The organism is Flammeovirgaceae bacterium SG7u.111, from assembly GCA_034044135.1.
GTDB lineage: Bacteria > Bacteroidota > Bacteroidia > Cytophagales > Flammeovirgaceae.
The window spans coordinates 6,019,154-6,034,574 of record CP139021.1 but is presented as its reverse complement, the minus strand read 5'-3'; the positions used below and the strand labels follow the sequence as shown (position 1 = coordinate 6,034,574).

The window sequence follows — 15,421 nt, the reverse complement described above, 5'->3', positions numbered from 1 at the left end:
AACCCGATTTAAGCTATTTTGGTAATTCCCTGTTTCAGAAAAACTGTAGGAGCACAAAAAATATTAATAGCTGATACCTATGTGATTATAGGCTCGTTGTAAAATCGGTATTTCGAGATTGCGCAAACCTTATGATTACTACACCAGCGCTCAGGAAACTTCTCGGAGTAACTCAAACTGCTTACCAGACAAACAATCCTTTGACATGACCAAAAAATCTAGTGTAAATCATAAAGCTTTTTTTATATCCTATTCAAGGAGCCATAGCCTTTCTTTTGCTGCAAAATTGCACCAAAAACTGCAGTTGCAAGGTACACAGGTATGGTTCGATAAAGTAAATATCCCTTCAGGAGACGATTTTCAAGAAAGGATAAATGCTGGGATAAGGGATGCGCAGAACTTTTTGTTTGTAATGTCGCCCACGTCAATCACTAGCCCTTATTGTCTTGCTGAGCTTGAATACGCTGCCAAGTCTGGAAAGCGGATTTTCCCCCTTCTCCACATTGAAGAAACGGAAACCGAGGGATATACGGAAGAGCAAGCCAATATTCGAACACAAGTTTTTGAGATTATAGGACGGCGTGACTGGATATATGCACGTGAAAAAATGGTAGAGCTTGAGGCGCTAGGAGAGTGGAAAGAGCAGCATGAAAACCATTGGGCACAACATCAGGATAAGCGCTTTTTAGAAACGTGGAAGTGCCCCGTGGAAGCGGAAGAAGTAGACACGCTAGAAAGTGTGGTCGAAAAACTGTTGGTAAACACTAAGAGGCATAGAGCTTTTGTACAAAAACATACCACATTGCTCAACCAAGCGTATGATTGGGCGCAGTTGGGGAAGCCAACATCCGAACTTTTGGTGGGGAAAGAGCGCCAAGATGCCGTGAATTGGCTTCAAAAAGAATTTAGAGGAGGTGAATTGCCTCCTTCAGAAATTACTCAACTCCAAGCGGATTATATTTGTGCTTCCAAGAAGAATGGAAATAACTTAATGACCGAAGTTTTCCTGTCCTACTCGCTGAAAGACAAGGCGATGATGGAAACCGTAAAGGATGCTTTGGAACGAAAAGGGGTGACCACTTGGCTGCACAGCTTTGACATAGACAAGACCAAGGTGTATGAAAAAGAGATTACGAAAGGTATAGAAGAAGCCGACAACTTCCTCTTTTTTATCTCCAAAAGTTCCTTGGAATCTGAATGGTGTTTGCATGAACTCAACCATGCTATTACACTCAATAAGCGAATTATTCCACTTTATATAAAAGACCCAAAAGGCTACACGCTTCCTAATAAAGCGGGCAACGAAGAAGAAATTGTCCGCCAATTACTCCGCTTCCAGCATGTTGATTTTACCAACAACCGAGCTGGGTTTGAAGATGAAAATGGTAAATCTGACTTTGAGCTGGACATGGAGGAAGTGTTCACCGAGCTGGAAAGGGACAAAGAATATTATTTCCAACACAAAGTTCTGCTTGCCCAGGCACTTCGCTGGAAGCAGCAGCCCAAAGCCGCTTTTTTGCTCGCAGGGCACAACCTCGACAATGCGATTACTTGGCTGAGGCTGCACAAAAATAGGGGAGACCATCCGCCAGTTTCCCTTCACGAAGAGTTCATCTCTACCAGTGACAAAAGCAAAGGGCTTCACGCTACCGAAGTATTTATTTCCTATTCGAGGAAAGATGGCGACTTTGCCCGTAAGCTCAACCAGAAGCTACAAAATGCAGAAAGAATCACTTGGTTCGACCAAGAGAGCATAGCCTCGGGGGTAGATTTCGACCAAGAGATTTTTAAGGGAATAGAGCGTTCGTTCAACTTTGTATTTGTAATTACGCCCGATGCGGTAGATTCGGAGTTTTGCGAGCGAGAGTTAGAGTTTGCTGCCAAACATCGAAAAAGGTTTATCCCAATTTTGCTGAAAAGTGCGGAAAATTACGAGTCGAAGCTTCCAGAAGCTTACAAAAATACGCAGTGGATAGATTTTGAAGGGCAAGATTTTGACAAGGCATACCACGATTTGGAGCTTTTGCTAGACACGGACAGAGAGCATGTGGAAGGTCATGTGAAATGGCAACAACGAGCTTTGGAATGGAAAAATCATAACTACTCAAAAGATCTTTTGCTCAACAAAACAGCATGCGATCTTGCTGAAGCATGGGTGCAACAAGCCGAAGGGAAAAACCCTTCCATCACCAAACTCCAAAATAGGTTTATCAGCACCAGCCGTGGGGAAATAGCAGCCATAGAAGAGAAAGAAAAGAAGGTGGCCAGGCGGCTGAAAAGTAGGTTGAAATTGGCTGGGGTTAGTTTGATGGCTTCTCTTTTACTTTTGGTAGTGGCAGGCTATTTTATTTATGAAAGTAATAGGCAAGAAGCATTAGCAGCCAAAAAAGCAGATGAAGCACTACTAAATGAACAAAAGGCAAGTGGAAGTGCGGTGTTGGCTGAGCAAAGATCTATAGAAGCTCAAAAGGCATTAAATGAAGCAAAGCTTGAAAAAACTAGAGCAGATAAAAAAGCACTAGAAGCGGAGCTTGAAAAGGAAAAAGCTACAAATGCATTGGCTGCACTAGCTGTAAAAAGCAAGGAGCTGAGAGAAGAAAAGTGGTTGGCAGAAGTAGCGAGAGATTCGGCTGAAGTGAGACGAATAGAGGCGGTGATAGCCAAAGAACAGGCGATAGTGAATGGAAAAATTTCTTGGGCTTTACGGAATGTAAGTATCTCAAAAGATTATTTGAACGAAGGTTACTACAGTCAAGCCATGCATGCGCTAATCTTTGCCTATGACTCTATCAAAAGTGAAGGGATAGATATTCCTGAAGAATTGGAGAGCTCAATAAGAGATGTAAATAACTCAATAGTGTATTACCAAAGCAAGGAACTGTTGGAAGGAAAGGAGCTTTATCCCCTTGAGTTTTCCGCCGATGGATCCACACTTTTGGCTATAGATGAAAGAACTGGGGCGGTTCAGTTGGTAAATATGGAGGATGAATCTATTAATGAAATCTACACTCCAGACGGTACGGCATCTGAAGATTATTTGTCATTTGCACCAGCTCTTTTTTTAGAAAACGGAGCAAAGGTTTTAGTTGGAATTGAGGGTGAGAACAGCGTTGCTATTGGTGTTTATGATGTAGAGGGTAATTTGCTAAGAAAAATTGGTGAAAGGAAAAAAAGGAAATATACCGCCTTGGCAGTCTCTTCGGATGGGCAGCATATTCTTTCAGGTGATGCTACGGGTAGAATTAACCTCTGGGACATAAAAGGAAGCCTAATAAGGACGTACAAGGCACATAAAAGTGAAGTGCGTGCACTCGTTTTTATTGATTATAACAAAGGTTTTGTATCTGGTAGTAGAGATGATGAAGTCATTCAATGGGATTTGGAAGGAAAAAAGGAATATACGTACATTAGAGAATGGGGGGTGAATGTGATAGTGGGCAATGAAGATCAGTACCTGATAGGAGGAGTGAACTATTCATTTAGCTTAAATGATTCAGGGGAGGAACCACATAAGGAACAGTTTCCAAGAGATCATAACTGGGGGGTAGTATCTGTTGGGTTCAATGAGAGTGGGAATAGGTTTTTGGCAAGTTCAGGCTCAAATATTGTGATCTATGAAGATTACGGAGATAAGGTACAGGAACTAAAAAATATAGGATATTATACATCTTACGCTCTTTTCACACCTTCCGATAATTTGTTTGTAGCAAGTAATGGAAAAAGCTATATGTGGGAGGAGAATAAGTTATACCGAGAAGCTGATGAAAAATCGGTTAGCTCAATTGTTTCTAATTGGAAACAGCTAGAAAATATTCTCCCTCTTACTGCTAAAGAGCGAAAGCAATTAGGGTTGCCTAGGGAATAAAAGTAGAGATAGGTGGCTATAGAACACAAAAAAGCCCCCACACCGTAGTGTGAGGGCTTCATTATTTATATCAGGAGATGACTAAGCATCTACAGAAGCCATGTGCTTGATAAGCTCAACAACTTTAGTAGAGTAACCCATTTCGTTATCGTACCAAGAAACAACTTTTACGAAGTTGTCAGTAAGACCGATACCTGCACCAGCGTCAAATACTGAAGTACAAGACTCGCCTACGAAATCGTTAGAAACAACTTGATCCTCAGTATAACCAAGAACACCAGCCATTTCACCTTCAGAAGCTGCTTTCATAGCTGCACAGATTTCAGCATAAGGAGCTGCTTTTTCTAGGCGAACTGTCAAGTCAACCACAGAAACGTCAGGAGTAGGAACACGGAAAGCCATACCAGTCAATTTGCCGTTAAGCTCAGGGATAACTTTACCTACTGCTTTAGCAGCACCAGTAGAAGAAGGGATGATGTTTTGACCAGCGCCACGTCCACCTCTCCAGTCTTTCATTGAAGGACCGTCAACAGTTTTTTGAGTTGCAGTAGTTGCGTGAACAGTAGTCATCAAACCTTCAACGATTCCAAATTTATCATTCAATACTTTAGCGATAGGCGCCAAGCAGTTTGTGGTACAAGATGCGTTAGACACGAAAGTCATGTCAGAAGTGTACTTGTCTTGATTAACACCCATAACGAACATTGGAGTGTCGTCTTTAGAAGGAGCAGACATTACAACTTTCTTAGCACCAGCGTCTATGTGACCTTGCGCACTTTCTTTAGTTAAGAAAAGACCAGTAGATTCTACTACGTACTCAGCGCCAACTGCACCCCAGTTGATGTCAGCAGGGTTACGCTCAGCAGTAACACGGACAGTACTTCCGTTTACTATCAAAGCACCGTCTTTTACCTCTACAGTTCCATTGAAACGACCGTGAGTCGAATCGTACTTCAACATGTAAGCCATGTAATCAACACCGATAAGGTCATTAATACCTACTACTTCAATACCTTCAGTTGCTGCAGCCACACGGAAAACGAAACGTCCTATTCGGCCAAATCCATTGATACCAATTTTAGTCATTTTGATAGATTTTTGAGTTATGTTTTAAGAATAAAAAAATTGGATTATTTTAATTCAATTCGTGAATCAGATCCATGTTTGATACTCCTTTTTCATCTCAAAGTAACGGCTTTATGTTGGCTTTTGCAACCCTAACAGTAAATTTCACAGTTACTTAAAGCCTTAGCGGATAATTCTATATTTTCAATTTTAATACTGCTTCAAGTCAAGGTTTTAGGTGTGTTTAATCATAGAATTGCCCTGCAAAAAGTCATAAACTTTTTAAGGGTTTCAAAATCCGAAAAGCAAGTTTTGCAAACCTGTAATAATAGTGCGTAAACACTAGTGGGGTAAATTCTTTTTTAGAGGGTTGGTGAAGATTGATATTTGGAGGAAATTCAGTATTGTAATTGTATTATATACAGACAGGCTAGAAAAAATTCCTTTGTGTCATCTTATTTCTATTTTTGGGTAGAAATCCTTTTTACACAAAACATAAAGAAACAGCATGAAGAAATTTGCAGCAATGTTTGATATGGACGGGGTAATTATCGATAGCAATCCTTTCCACAAAATTTCCCTAGAAATTTTTTGCAAGAAATACGGGTTCACTTTCACCGAGGAAGACCTGAGGACGAAGTTATTTGGCAGGCGCAATGCCGAGTGGATTCCACTTATTTTTGGAGAAGACCTTACCGAGGAGGAAATAGAAAAGTACTCTTACGAGAAAGAGGCTTTGTTCCGTGAGGTTTATAAAGATGATATAGTGCCCCTAGCAGGCTTGGTCGATTTTTTGAAAGAGCTGGAAGCGGCAGGAATTCCCCGAGCGGTGGCTACTTCGGCACCTCCCGAAAATGTGGATTTTACATTGGAAAAAACCAATTTGGAAGGGATGTTTGGGGTGAAGCTCAATTCTAGCCACGTGACCGAGGGCAAGCCTCACCCAGAAATTTACCTAAATACTGCCAAAGCGATGGGATATGCCCCAGCCAATACGGTGGTGTTTGAAGATTCGCTGGCGGGAGTGGAGTCTGGAAAAAGAGCGGGGGCAAAAGTTGTTGGGATAGCCTCTACCCATACACCTGAAGAGCTTCACCAAGCAGATTTGGTAGTTCCTGATTTTACCCACCTTACCGTAGAGCAAGTGGCGGCTTTGTTCGACTAACCAAAACAGATATATAATGTCAGTACTCTGTGGAATAGATTTAGGAGGAACCAAAATAGAAGGGGTTCTATTGGAAAGTGCCGAAAACCCGAAGGTGTTGCACCGTATGCGGATTCCTACCGAAGCGGTCAAAGGATATGAAAATATCATTGGTAAAATAGTGGAATTGCGGGGAATGCTTGAAAAAGAATCGGGCTTGAAGATTGAGCGCTTGGGAATTGGCACGCCAGGGGCGTTGGATCCGACTTCCCAAACCATGAAAAACAGCAATACGACTTGCCTAAACGGGCAGCCTTTCAAAAAAGACTTGGAAGAAGCCCTGGGCATGTCCATCCTAATGGCGAACGATGCCAATTGTTTTGCCTTAGCGGAAGCTACGATGGGCATAGTGCCCGATGAAGTTCCAAATGCCGAGGTGGTGTTTGGGGTAATTATGGGCACAGGAGTAGGTGGAGGGGTGGTGGTAAATGGAAAAGTGCTCAACGGAAGGCATGGGATAGGAGGTGAGTGGGGGCATAATTTTTTGGACAAGTCAGGGGGAAAAAGCTATAGCGGGCTGCACGGAAATGTGGAAACAATTTTGGCTGGTCCTTCGCTGGAAAGGTATTACCGCTCCATAGGTGGTGGTGAATCTATCCGCCTTCCCGAAATCTACCAAAGGCATTTGGATGGAACTGACCCCCTGGCATCGCAGACGATCCAACGCTTGCTGACTTTCTTTGGAAAAGCCATTGCCTATGTTATAAATATACTCGATCCCGATGCGGTGGTGCTTGGCGGAGGTGTGGGAAATATCGATTTGCTCTACACCGAAGGGGCAAAAGAAGCGGGGAAACATGTATTTAATAAGGTATTGGAAACAAAATTCTTGAAACCAAAGCTTGGGGACAGTGCAGGGGTTTTTGGCGCGGCGATGTTGTGGGGGTAAATCAGCTGTAATAGTTTGAGTATTGATAGGGGAGATGCGAGATTTTACAATCTTTATTCTATTTCCACTTATCTCATTTTCTACCGCTCATGGATTAAAAGTGTGGATTCATAAAAGTAGGGCAACTTTTTCTCGACATATCCTTATAAAAGGATAGCAGTATTAATCAAAATAACAGAACAGAAAAAATGAAACTTGTAAAGTCCACTTATGATAAAATGGTTTTTGGGGTGTGTGGCGGATTGGCCCAGTCGTTTAATATGGATGCGACGTTGCTGAGGATTCTTTTTGCTATAGCAACAGTGCTGGGCATTGGCTCACCAATTATCATTTACGTTATCTTAGCTCTTGTGATGCCTAAAGACCATTATATATAATGATTAAAGTTACGCAATAGGTTTTGATGCTGAGAAGACGTTTTTCAAAATGTATGGAGAACGGGGCTTTCTAAAGGTTTTGTACCTGCATGCGTAACTTAGCTTAATAGGTCGGGTAATTAGAGAAATACCTACCTTGTGTTTCTTTTTTTGGATAATCAACCGCTTTATACATAAATTGCAGCCTTTCAAATTTGAAGGGTTGCTTTTTTTGTGCCTTTGCACTCGATTTTGAGCGACTCTTGTAATATTTGCCTTTTCATGAACGAACTGCCTTGTTCAAGCTGGGCTTTTTAAATTTTATACAAATGAAATTACTAGAAGGAAAAAACTTATTGATTACGGGTGCTTCAAAAGGCATCGGTCGTTCTATTGCCAAAAAATGTGCTGAGCACGGAGCCAACATAGGCTTTACCTACCTTTCGAGTGTGGAAAAAGGACAGGCGCTTGAAGCTGAGCTCCAAGAAGCAGGCATCAAAGCGAAAGGTTACCGCTCAGATGCGTCTGATTATACTGCTGCCGAGCAACTTATCAACGATTTTGTTGCTGATTTTGGTTCTTTGGATGCTTTGATCAACAATGCTGGTATCACCAAAGATGGCTTGCTTATGAGAATGAGCGAAGAGCAGTTCGACCAGGTAATCAATGTGAACCTTAAGTCTGTTTTCAATACGACCAAAGCTGCTTGCCGCACGCTTATGAAGCAAAAAGCTGGCTCTATTATTAATATGGGGTCTGTAGTTGGTGTAAAAGGAAATGCAGGTCAGGCAAACTATGCTGCTTCTAAAGCGGGCATCATTGGGTTCACCAAGTCGGTGGCTTTGGAGCTTGGCTCTAGGAACGTGAGGGCAAACGTGATTGCTCCTGGTTTTATTGAAACAGAAATGACTGAGGTGCTAGACCCGAAAGTGGTAGATGAGTGGAAAAATGCTATCCCAATGAAAAGAGGGGGCACGGCCGACGAAGTAGCTGACCTTACTATTTTCTTGGCTTCGGATATGTCTACTTATATTACTGGACAAGTATTAGAAATAAATGGTGGAATGAATACCTAAGAGTTTCATTTTTCGGACTAAAAAAGCCTTGCAGATATTAAATCTGCAAGGCTTTTTTAGCTTTTTGGAGGAAAACTAATGTTACTCCGCATCCATATCTTCTCTATCCCTCAGTTTTTTATCATCAACGTGTTTGTTCAAAAACTTGTTGAGATCGTCGGTCGTATGGGTCGATACAATTTCCCCCGCTGAGTTTATTGATATATTGAATCCTTCAAGTTCTGGACTTACTTTAGGAAGTGCTTTTGATTTCTTTTTGCTCATCTTATTATAAGTGTATTTAAAATTAAAATCTCTATTTCTTGTATAGCCATTTCGTGTATGTACATATATCAACAGTGTTAATTCGTTTCAGGTTCGGTTTTTCCCGAAATTTCGTTGATCTATGAATTTTCGTATAAAGTGATGATTTTTCTGTTTGTGGTTAAGTGATTGATTAAATGTTGTTTATGTGTTTTTTGTCTTTGGCTTGTAATTGATTGGGCAAAACAATTTATCAATCTAAAATTTAACTGAAACGATCATCACTGAAAACATCACCAACGGGGTAAATTTAGATCAACTTGTAGCTACTATCCAAGCAGTTCAAGAAACATCTTTGAGTTCAGAGTCAAAACTGACTAGGTAGACGGTGGTTACTGTAAAGCAAGAGTAAAAGAATTTTATGGTGTAGGCACAGAAGATAAAACTTGAAGAGATGCCTTCATTATGGAAGCTGACCACCCAACTGTTTTATTAGGAAATGATTATACAGTCAACCCTGTCGAATTTTTCAAATTTCCTCCAACTATACAGGTTCCCAAAATCAAATCCATGAAAATTTCCAGATCTATTTAAGGGCAATCGACCCTTTTCCCGAATTAGTGTCAGGTTTCTATCTTATTGGATAGATGTTTTCTAAAGCCTAGAAATAAATAGCCAAAGCCAATCAATACTGCCCAGGCGGCAAAGAACCAGTCAAAAGGTTGGTTCATGTTATTTTCATAAAATTTTATCACTGACCATGTGCATCCTAGTACGATACCCAAAACACCTAAAAAGACATAAATTTTTGATTTTTTAACCTTTGTAGCATTAATCATAGTGGGGGGTGTAAGAAATGTTGATGAGACAATTTATGATTTTCTTATAAGACTAGCACTTATATTTAATCTGTTAAACGAGTTGTGGTCATTTTTCTGTTATTAGAGCAAGATTTTTGACGGTTTAGTGCAGAAGTTTAAAGTTATTTCTTCACGCTACAAATGGTTTGTTTTGCCTTTATTCCCTATGGAAAGTGCTTTACCTGGTGACAAAACACTTCCATTTTCGCTTGCAAATAAAAACTTTAAACAACTTCACTCATTCAAATCCTGTAAAGCCTTAAAATAACTATTTTTGTACATGCAACCGCATTGGTTGCAAACAACCACAACCACAGACAGACATGCTAGAGCAATATTTTGAAAAGTTTAGAGAACAGGTAATTGGCAATCGGCAAAAGTTTGACACTCCTTATGGGGAGCAGACCATTGTTTATGCCGACTGGACAGCCAGTGGGCGATTATATGAACCCATTGAAAAAGTATTGCTCAAGGAGATAGCCCCTTTTGTGGGGAATACACACACCGAAACATCGGTGACAGGATCTATCATGACCAAGGCGTATCACGAAGCTCTTTATATCATAAAAAAGCATGTAAATGCCAGTAAAGAAGATATTATTATTTCTTCCAATTCGGGAATGACTGGAGTGGTGAATAAACTTCAGCGTATCCTCGGGATGAAAGTTCATGAGAAACATTATAAATATTTTACCCTTCCCGAAGATGACCGCCCAGTGGTTTTTCTTACGCATATGGAGCACCATTCCAACCAAACTACTTGGTTGGAAACCATTGCCGATGTAGTGGTAGTCCCAGCTGATGAAAATGGACTCTTTAGTCTTTATCTATTTGACGAAACAGTTAAGAAATACAGTGATAGGAAGCTGAAAATCACTTCGGTAACGGCTTGTTCAAATGTGACTGGAATTAAAACTCCTTTCCATCAAATTGCAGAAATCATCCATAATTACGGAGGCTATTGTTTTGTCGATTTTGCCTGTTCGGCTCCTTATGTAGAAATTGATATGCATCCAGAAAACCTAGCTCAATCGCTCGATGCGGTGTTCTTTTCCCCTCACAAGTTTCTTGGAGGTCCTGGGTCTACAGGCGTGTTGGTCTTCAACAGGAAATTATATAGTAATAAAGTGCCTGACAATCCAGGTGGAGGAACGGTAGATTGGACGAACCCTTGGGGCGGACATAAATATGTGGATGATATTGAAGCGAAAGAAGATGGAGGAACACCAGCATTTTTGCAGACTATTCGTGCTGCGCTGAGTATTAGACTCAAAGAAGAAATGGGGGTGGAAAAGATGTTGGAAAGGGAAGAGGAAATCTTGGATATCATTTGGCCTGAGCTAACAAAAGCGCCTAAGCTTCATATACTGGCGAAACATGTGCGCCAGCGTTTGGGGATTATCTCCTTTTACCTCGAAGAAATGCACTACAACCTTGCCGTGCGTATATTGAATGATAGGTTCGGTATTCAAGTGAGGGGAGGGTGCTCATGCGCTGGAACTTACGGTCACTTCTTGCTAAATGTAGATCCTAATCGCTCAAAAAATATTACTGACAAAATTAGCTGCGGCGACCTTTCCGAAAAACCAGGTTGGGTACGGATGAGCATCCACCCCGTAATGAGCGATGAGGAAGCTAAGTATATTGCCAAATCCATTAGTGAGTTGGCGGAAAATCAAGCTGAATGGGCGAAAGATTACGAATATAACCCGCTTACCAATGAGTATGCCCACAAAAATAAGGTGGAAGTAGAAGACCAAATGGTAGATCAGTGGTTTGGTAAAAAGAGTGTGGTTCAGATGTAAGAAGTAGCCTTTTTTTGAAAAGAAAAAGCTTGAGCTTGGTGAGGGTGTTAAACCAAGCTCAAGCTTTTATACTAGTAGGTACATTTACTTTTCCAACTTTCTTTCCTTCAAAACTGATTCCTTTTTCTTAACTTGCGACGCAACTTCATTTTCCCTGTCTACCAAGTAGTTTTTTTAACTAATCTTTCTTGTATTGAAATTCGCATTTTTCATTAACAAATTATGCTGTTTGGCAGCGGGAATCGCTTATTTAAGCGTGTTAATTTCCCCTTCTTACTTTTGGCCGGCGGGCTTTTTCGCTTTGGCGACCCCTACATTGCTTGTCGTTAATTTTCTGTTTCTTGTGTTGTGGCTTCGAAAAAAGAAAAAATATTTTTGGTGGCCATTGGTCACCCTGTTGATTGGCCTTCCCTTTTTAAGAGCGTCATTTGGATGGAACTTACCAGGGGAAAAAGAAGGTTTTTCAGTACTTAGCTACAATGTGAGAGTGTTCAACCTGTATGAAAATGATAAATCTCACGATTATACTACCAGCGAAGCGCTGATAAAGTGGGTTGAAGAAGAAGATTCGGACATCAAATGTTTTCAGGAATTTTATAATAACGCTAACAAAAAGCAGTTTGCCACGGCTAAGCGACTAGAAGTAAACGGCAAGTATTATTCATACGTAAACCCAACTGTCACTAACTCGAAGGGAGGAGAATTTGGACTAGCCATTTTTTCCAAGTTTCCTATAGTGAATAAGGGTAGCATAACATTGAGGCAGAACTCTACAAACTCCGCTATTTTTGCAGATGTCCTTATGGAAACGGATACGTTGCGAATCTATAATATTCACCTTCAATCACTGAATTTTAGGGAAGAAGGGGTTTTGTTGAACGATGATATAAAGAACACATCCAAAAATGTGATCCGTAGGATGAAAATTGGTTTTACGACCAGAACACGTCAGCTTGACAAGTTGAAAGAGCATATCGAGAGCTCGCCCCACAAGGTAATTCTTTGTGGAGACTTGAACGATACACCGTATAGTTACACCTATTTTCAGCTAAGAATGCTGATGGGAAATGCTTTTGAAAAGGCAGGAACTGGGTTGGGTTTTAGTTACAATGGCAACCGACTTTTCTTTCTTCGTATCGATAACCAATTCTACACTGAAGGTATTAAGCCCTCAAGTTTTCAGACTCTGGAAGGGCAACAAAACTCCGATCATTTCCCTATAAAAGCTTTTTACAAGCTTTCTCAAAACCCTTGATAACTCTCTGTCAAGGCTGTTTTTCCAAGTTAAACTATGTTAAATACAGTTTTGCCATCAACCGCTGCTGTAAATTTGATGTTGTTAAGCTGTTCAAACTTTGTGTGTTTGGGCATTTTTGATGAGTAGAAACTGTTTTTTTGAGTGTTTAACAGCCTTGAAAAACCGTTTTAATCCAATTACATAAGTTCTGACAAATGTTGGGATAATAACTTTGAGAGTCTATTAAGAAAAGTAATAATATATTGAAGTCTAACCTTTTCCTAAAAAAAAGCAGTTTACTTACTACGGCAGTACTGTTAGGTTTTGCCTTGGTTGGGCTGATCGTGCTCCAGTTTTACTGGCTCAATGTTTCGGTGGAAGTCAATAACGAGCGCTTTGCCCACGATGTACGAAGTGCCATGGGCGATGTGGTGCTGAAGCTTGAAAAAGAAGAAGCTATTTTTTTGGCCAAGCAGCAATTTGCCAACAGTGTAAATGTGGTGGACGATTATTTCCTGATGGATTTTGATTCGATGGGAAATGCACGTTGGGAAGAAGGAAAAACCATCAAGTTTACCCAAACCATAGAGTCGGAAGAAATGGCTGCCGCAGGGTTTTCCTATGAAGTAGAAGAGGAGGCAAGAATTAGCAAATCGGGGTACGCACGCAAGAAATTTTCCAGTATAAGTTCGGAAGGAACCAAGGCGCTTGGAAGTTCACCTATGGTTCTCAACGATAAAGTGGACTCGGCAAGGTGGTACAAGCGGATAAGTCAGCAGAGCAGGGCGAAGCTTTCTAAAATGACCGATATGGTTTCCGATATTGTGGTGGAACTGATCAGAAAAAGCAAGGACTTTGATTCCCGAGTAGATAAAGAACGGTTAGATTCATTGTTGACAGAAGCTTTGCACGACAGAGGGCTTGATATTGAATACGATTTTGCCGTGGTCGATGGCTCGCAAGGCTTAGAAACCGTGGTGATGACCGATGCGCCAGGTGCGGGGCAAACTATTAAGAAATTAGGCTTCAAAGCCACTCTTTTCCCCAGTGATTTGTTTGGAAACCAGCATTTGCTCTACGTGTATTTTCCCGACCAGCAGTCCTTCATTATTCGAAAAATGTGGCTGGTTTTGGCATCTTCTACGGTCTTTATTTCTCTCATTATCTATGGGTTTGCCTTTGCTGTTTTTACCATTATGAGGCAAAAGAAAATCTCTGAGATTACCAATGATTTTATCAGTAATATGACCCATGAGCTAAAGACGCCTATTTCAACGGTTTCTTTGGCAACCGAGGCTTTGCTCGACCCTGACATAAGGGCATTGCCCAACCAAAGTGAACGCTATCTGGGAATCATCAAAGATGAAAACAACCGCTTGGCTTTGCAGGTGGAGAAAGTATTACAAACGGCCAGGATGGATAGGGGAGATTTCAAACTGAAAAAGATGCAGATGAATATCCACGAGGCAGTGGACAAGGCTATCAAAAACATTGCAATCCAAATAGAAAAGAAAGATGGTACCTTGGAGAGTGTTTTGGATGCAACTCAGCCCGTAATTGAAGCCGATAGTTTGCACGTGACCAATATTATTTACAACCTTCTGGACAATGCCAATAAATACTCACCAGAAAAGCCGGAAATTACCATTCGTACGGTTGATTCTTCGAATGGAATCAAGCTGTTTGTTTCCGACAAAGGACAAGGGATTTCCAAGGACATGCTCAATAAGATATTCGATAAATTTTACAGAGTTCCCACAGGGAATGTGCATAACGTAAAGGGCTTCGGGCTTGGGCTTAGTTATGTGAAAACCATGGTAGAAGCCCATGGAGGCAGTATTTCAGTAAGAAGCGAACTCAATAAAGGATCTGTTTTTACCATATTTTTACCCTATCATCATGAATAACCCAAAAATACTTCTAGTAGAGGATGATCTCAACCTCGGGCAAATACTCAACGAATACCTTAACGTAAAAGGCTACGATACCATTCTTGCGCGCGATGGGGAAGAAGGGTACAAAAGCTTTGATAAAGGCAAATTCGATCTTTGCATTTTTGACGTAATGATGCCCAAACTCGATGGGTTTAGCTTAGCCGAAAAAGTGAGAAAAAGCGATGCTGATATCCCAATCATTTTCGTGACGGCAAAGTCCATGAAAGAAGATGCTATCAACGGATTTAAGGCGGGGGCTGACGATTATATTACCAAGCCGTTCAGCATGGAAGAGTTGCTGCTGAGGATCAAGGCTATTTTACGCCGCACGCTCAAGCAGGAAGAGGAAAATAATCAGGAAAAATTTCAGATAGGAAACTTCTCTTTCGACCATTCCTCACAGAAGTTGGTCTTGGATGGGAACGAGCAAAAGCTAACTTCGAAAGAGTCGGCTCTTTTGCAAATGCTCTGTTTGCACAAAAACCAAGTGATGGATAGGTCGAAAGCGTTAAAAAAAATATGGCTGGACGATAATTATTTCAATTCTCGAAGTATGGACGTGTATATCACCAAGTTACGAAAATATTTGAAGCCCGACGAAAACCTCCAGATTCTCAATGTGCACGGGCAAGGCTTCAAGCTGATAGAGTTGCAAAAATAAATTTCAGAAGAAATTTAGATAATTGAATAAAAAAACTAATTTTGCAGTCCCATTACAGCCGAAAGGCAAGAGGGATGGCTCCGTAGCATAACTGAATAGTGCACCTGGTTACGGCCCAGGAGGTTACAGGTTTGAATCCTGTCGGAGTCACATAGAAAGGTTGAAACCTTTAAAATAAAGCTAAAAAGGCTGTTTTTGTCTGATCTGATCAGTTAAAAACAGCCTT

At 40.9% G+C, this 15,421-nt stretch carries 12 protein-coding genes and 1 tRNA gene; 10 read left to right on the top strand and 3 right to left on the bottom strand.

The features are described 5' to 3' along the window. Positions 1 to 205 precede the first annotated feature (205 nt). Entirely contained in the window at positions 206 to 3,865 is a 3,660-nt protein-coding gene (locus tag R9C00_23390; GenBank protein ID WPO34649.1) for a TIR domain-containing protein, read from the top strand. A gap of 81 nt (positions 3,866 to 3,946) precedes the next feature. On the opposite strand, the gene gap is transcribed toward R9C00_23390, so the two are convergent. After that, the gene (gene gap, locus R9C00_23385) at positions 3,947 to 4,957 is read right to left on the bottom strand and encodes a type I glyceraldehyde-3-phosphate dehydrogenase (protein WPO38789.1); all 1,011 of its coding nucleotides are present in this window, start codon (positions 4,955 to 4,957) and stop codon (positions 3,947 to 3,949) included. Between the two features lie 481 nt (positions 4,958 to 5,438). Here gap and R9C00_23380 point away from each other — a divergent pair, with 481 nt between their 5' ends. The 4 genes from R9C00_23380 (at position 5,439) to fabG (ending at position 8,455) form a co-directional block, all read left to right on the top strand. Next, positions 5,439 to 6,095, top strand: coding sequence for an HAD family phosphatase (locus tag R9C00_23380; protein ID WPO34648.1), 657 nt, complete (start codon positions 5,439 to 5,441; stop codon positions 6,093 to 6,095). A 16-nt stretch (positions 6,096 to 6,111) separates the two neighbouring features. Continuing rightward, on the top strand, positions 6,112 to 7,023 hold the full coding sequence (locus R9C00_23375) for an ROK family protein (GenBank protein WPO34647.1): 912 nt from the start codon (positions 6,112 to 6,114) through the stop codon (positions 7,021 to 7,023). 188 nt (positions 7,024 to 7,211) lie between these two features. Next, positions 7,212 to 7,400, top strand: a complete 189-nt coding sequence (locus tag R9C00_23370; GenBank protein ID WPO34646.1) for a PspC domain-containing protein — start codon at positions 7,212 to 7,214, stop codon at positions 7,398 to 7,400. Positions 7,401 to 7,708: 308 nt separating this feature from the next. Then, positions 7,709 to 8,455, top strand: a complete 747-nt coding sequence (gene fabG / locus R9C00_23365) for a 3-oxoacyl-[acyl-carrier-protein] reductase (GenBank protein ID WPO34645.1) — start codon at positions 7,709 to 7,711, stop codon at positions 8,453 to 8,455. Between the two features lie 81 nt (positions 8,456 to 8,536). Here fabG and R9C00_23360 read toward each other — a convergent pair whose 3' ends face one another. Both R9C00_23360 and R9C00_23355 read right to left on the bottom strand, forming a co-directional pair. After that, positions 8,537 to 8,719: a hypothetical protein gene (locus R9C00_23360; GenBank protein WPO34644.1), complete on the bottom strand. Its 183-nt coding sequence runs from the start codon at positions 8,717 to 8,719 to the stop codon at positions 8,537 to 8,539. Between the two features lie 602 nt (positions 8,720 to 9,321). After that, positions 9,322 to 9,537 carry a hypothetical protein gene (locus R9C00_23355; protein ID WPO34643.1) on the bottom strand — a complete coding sequence of 72 codons (216 nt, stop codon included), beginning with the start codon at positions 9,535 to 9,537 and terminating at the stop codon, positions 9,322 to 9,324. Positions 9,538 to 9,881: 344 nt separating this feature from the next. Here R9C00_23355 and R9C00_23350 point away from each other — a divergent pair, with 344 nt between their 5' ends. From R9C00_23350 to R9C00_23330, 5 genes are all read left to right on the top strand, one after another. Beyond that, positions 9,882 to 11,363 (top strand): aminotransferase class V-fold PLP-dependent enzyme, encoded by a 1,482-nt coding sequence (locus R9C00_23350; GenBank protein ID WPO34642.1) that lies wholly within the window; start codon positions 9,882 to 9,884, stop codon positions 11,361 to 11,363. Positions 11,364 to 11,592: 229 nt separating this feature from the next. Continuing rightward, positions 11,593 to 12,618, top strand: a complete 1,026-nt coding sequence (locus tag R9C00_23345; GenBank protein ID WPO34641.1) for an endonuclease/exonuclease/phosphatase family protein — start codon at positions 11,593 to 11,595, stop codon at positions 12,616 to 12,618. A 245-nt stretch (positions 12,619 to 12,863) separates the two neighbouring features. Beyond that, complete coding sequence (locus tag R9C00_23340; GenBank protein ID WPO34640.1) at positions 12,864 to 14,507, top strand: ATP-binding protein; 1,644 nt, start codon at positions 12,864 to 12,866, stop codon at positions 14,505 to 14,507. After that, positions 14,500 to 15,195, top strand: coding sequence for a response regulator transcription factor (locus R9C00_23335; protein ID WPO34639.1), 696 nt, complete (start codon positions 14,500 to 14,502; stop codon positions 15,193 to 15,195). The genes R9C00_23340 and R9C00_23335 overlap by 8 nt, the downstream gene beginning before the upstream one ends. A 76-nt stretch (positions 15,196 to 15,271) precedes the next feature. After that, positions 15,272 to 15,345 (top strand) — tRNA-Arg (locus R9C00_23330). Positions 15,346 to 15,421: the final 76 nt, after the last annotated feature.

Excerpts from the sequence above, each read along its gene's own strand:
- R9C00_23390 (WPO34649.1), top strand. The coding sequence starts at position 206 with ATGACCAAAAAATCTAGTGTAAATCATAAAGCTTTTTTTATATCCTAT.
- R9C00_23380 (WPO34648.1), top strand. The coding sequence starts at position 5,439 with ATGAAGAAATTTGCAGCAATGTTTGATATGGACGGGGTAATTATCGAT.
- R9C00_23360 (WPO34644.1), bottom strand. The coding sequence starts at position 8,719 with ATGAGCAAAAAGAAATCAAAAGCACTTCCTAAAGTAAGTCCAGAACTT.
- R9C00_23355 (WPO34643.1), bottom strand. The coding sequence starts at position 9,537 with ATGATTAATGCTACAAAGGTTAAAAAATCAAAAATTTATGTCTTTTTA.
- fabG (WPO34645.1), top strand. The coding sequence starts at position 7,709 with ATGAAATTACTAGAAGGAAAAAACTTATTGATTACGGGTGCTTCAAAA.
- R9C00_23350 (WPO34642.1), top strand. The coding sequence starts at position 9,882 with ATGCTAGAGCAATATTTTGAAAAGTTTAGAGAACAGGTAATTGGCAAT.
- R9C00_23335 (WPO34639.1), top strand. The coding sequence starts at position 14,500 with ATGAATAACCCAAAAATACTTCTAGTAGAGGATGATCTCAACCTCGGG.
- R9C00_23370 (WPO34646.1), top strand. The coding sequence starts at position 7,212 with ATGAAACTTGTAAAGTCCACTTATGATAAAATGGTTTTTGGGGTGTGT.
- R9C00_23375 (WPO34647.1), top strand. The coding sequence starts at position 6,112 with ATGTCAGTACTCTGTGGAATAGATTTAGGAGGAACCAAAATAGAAGGG.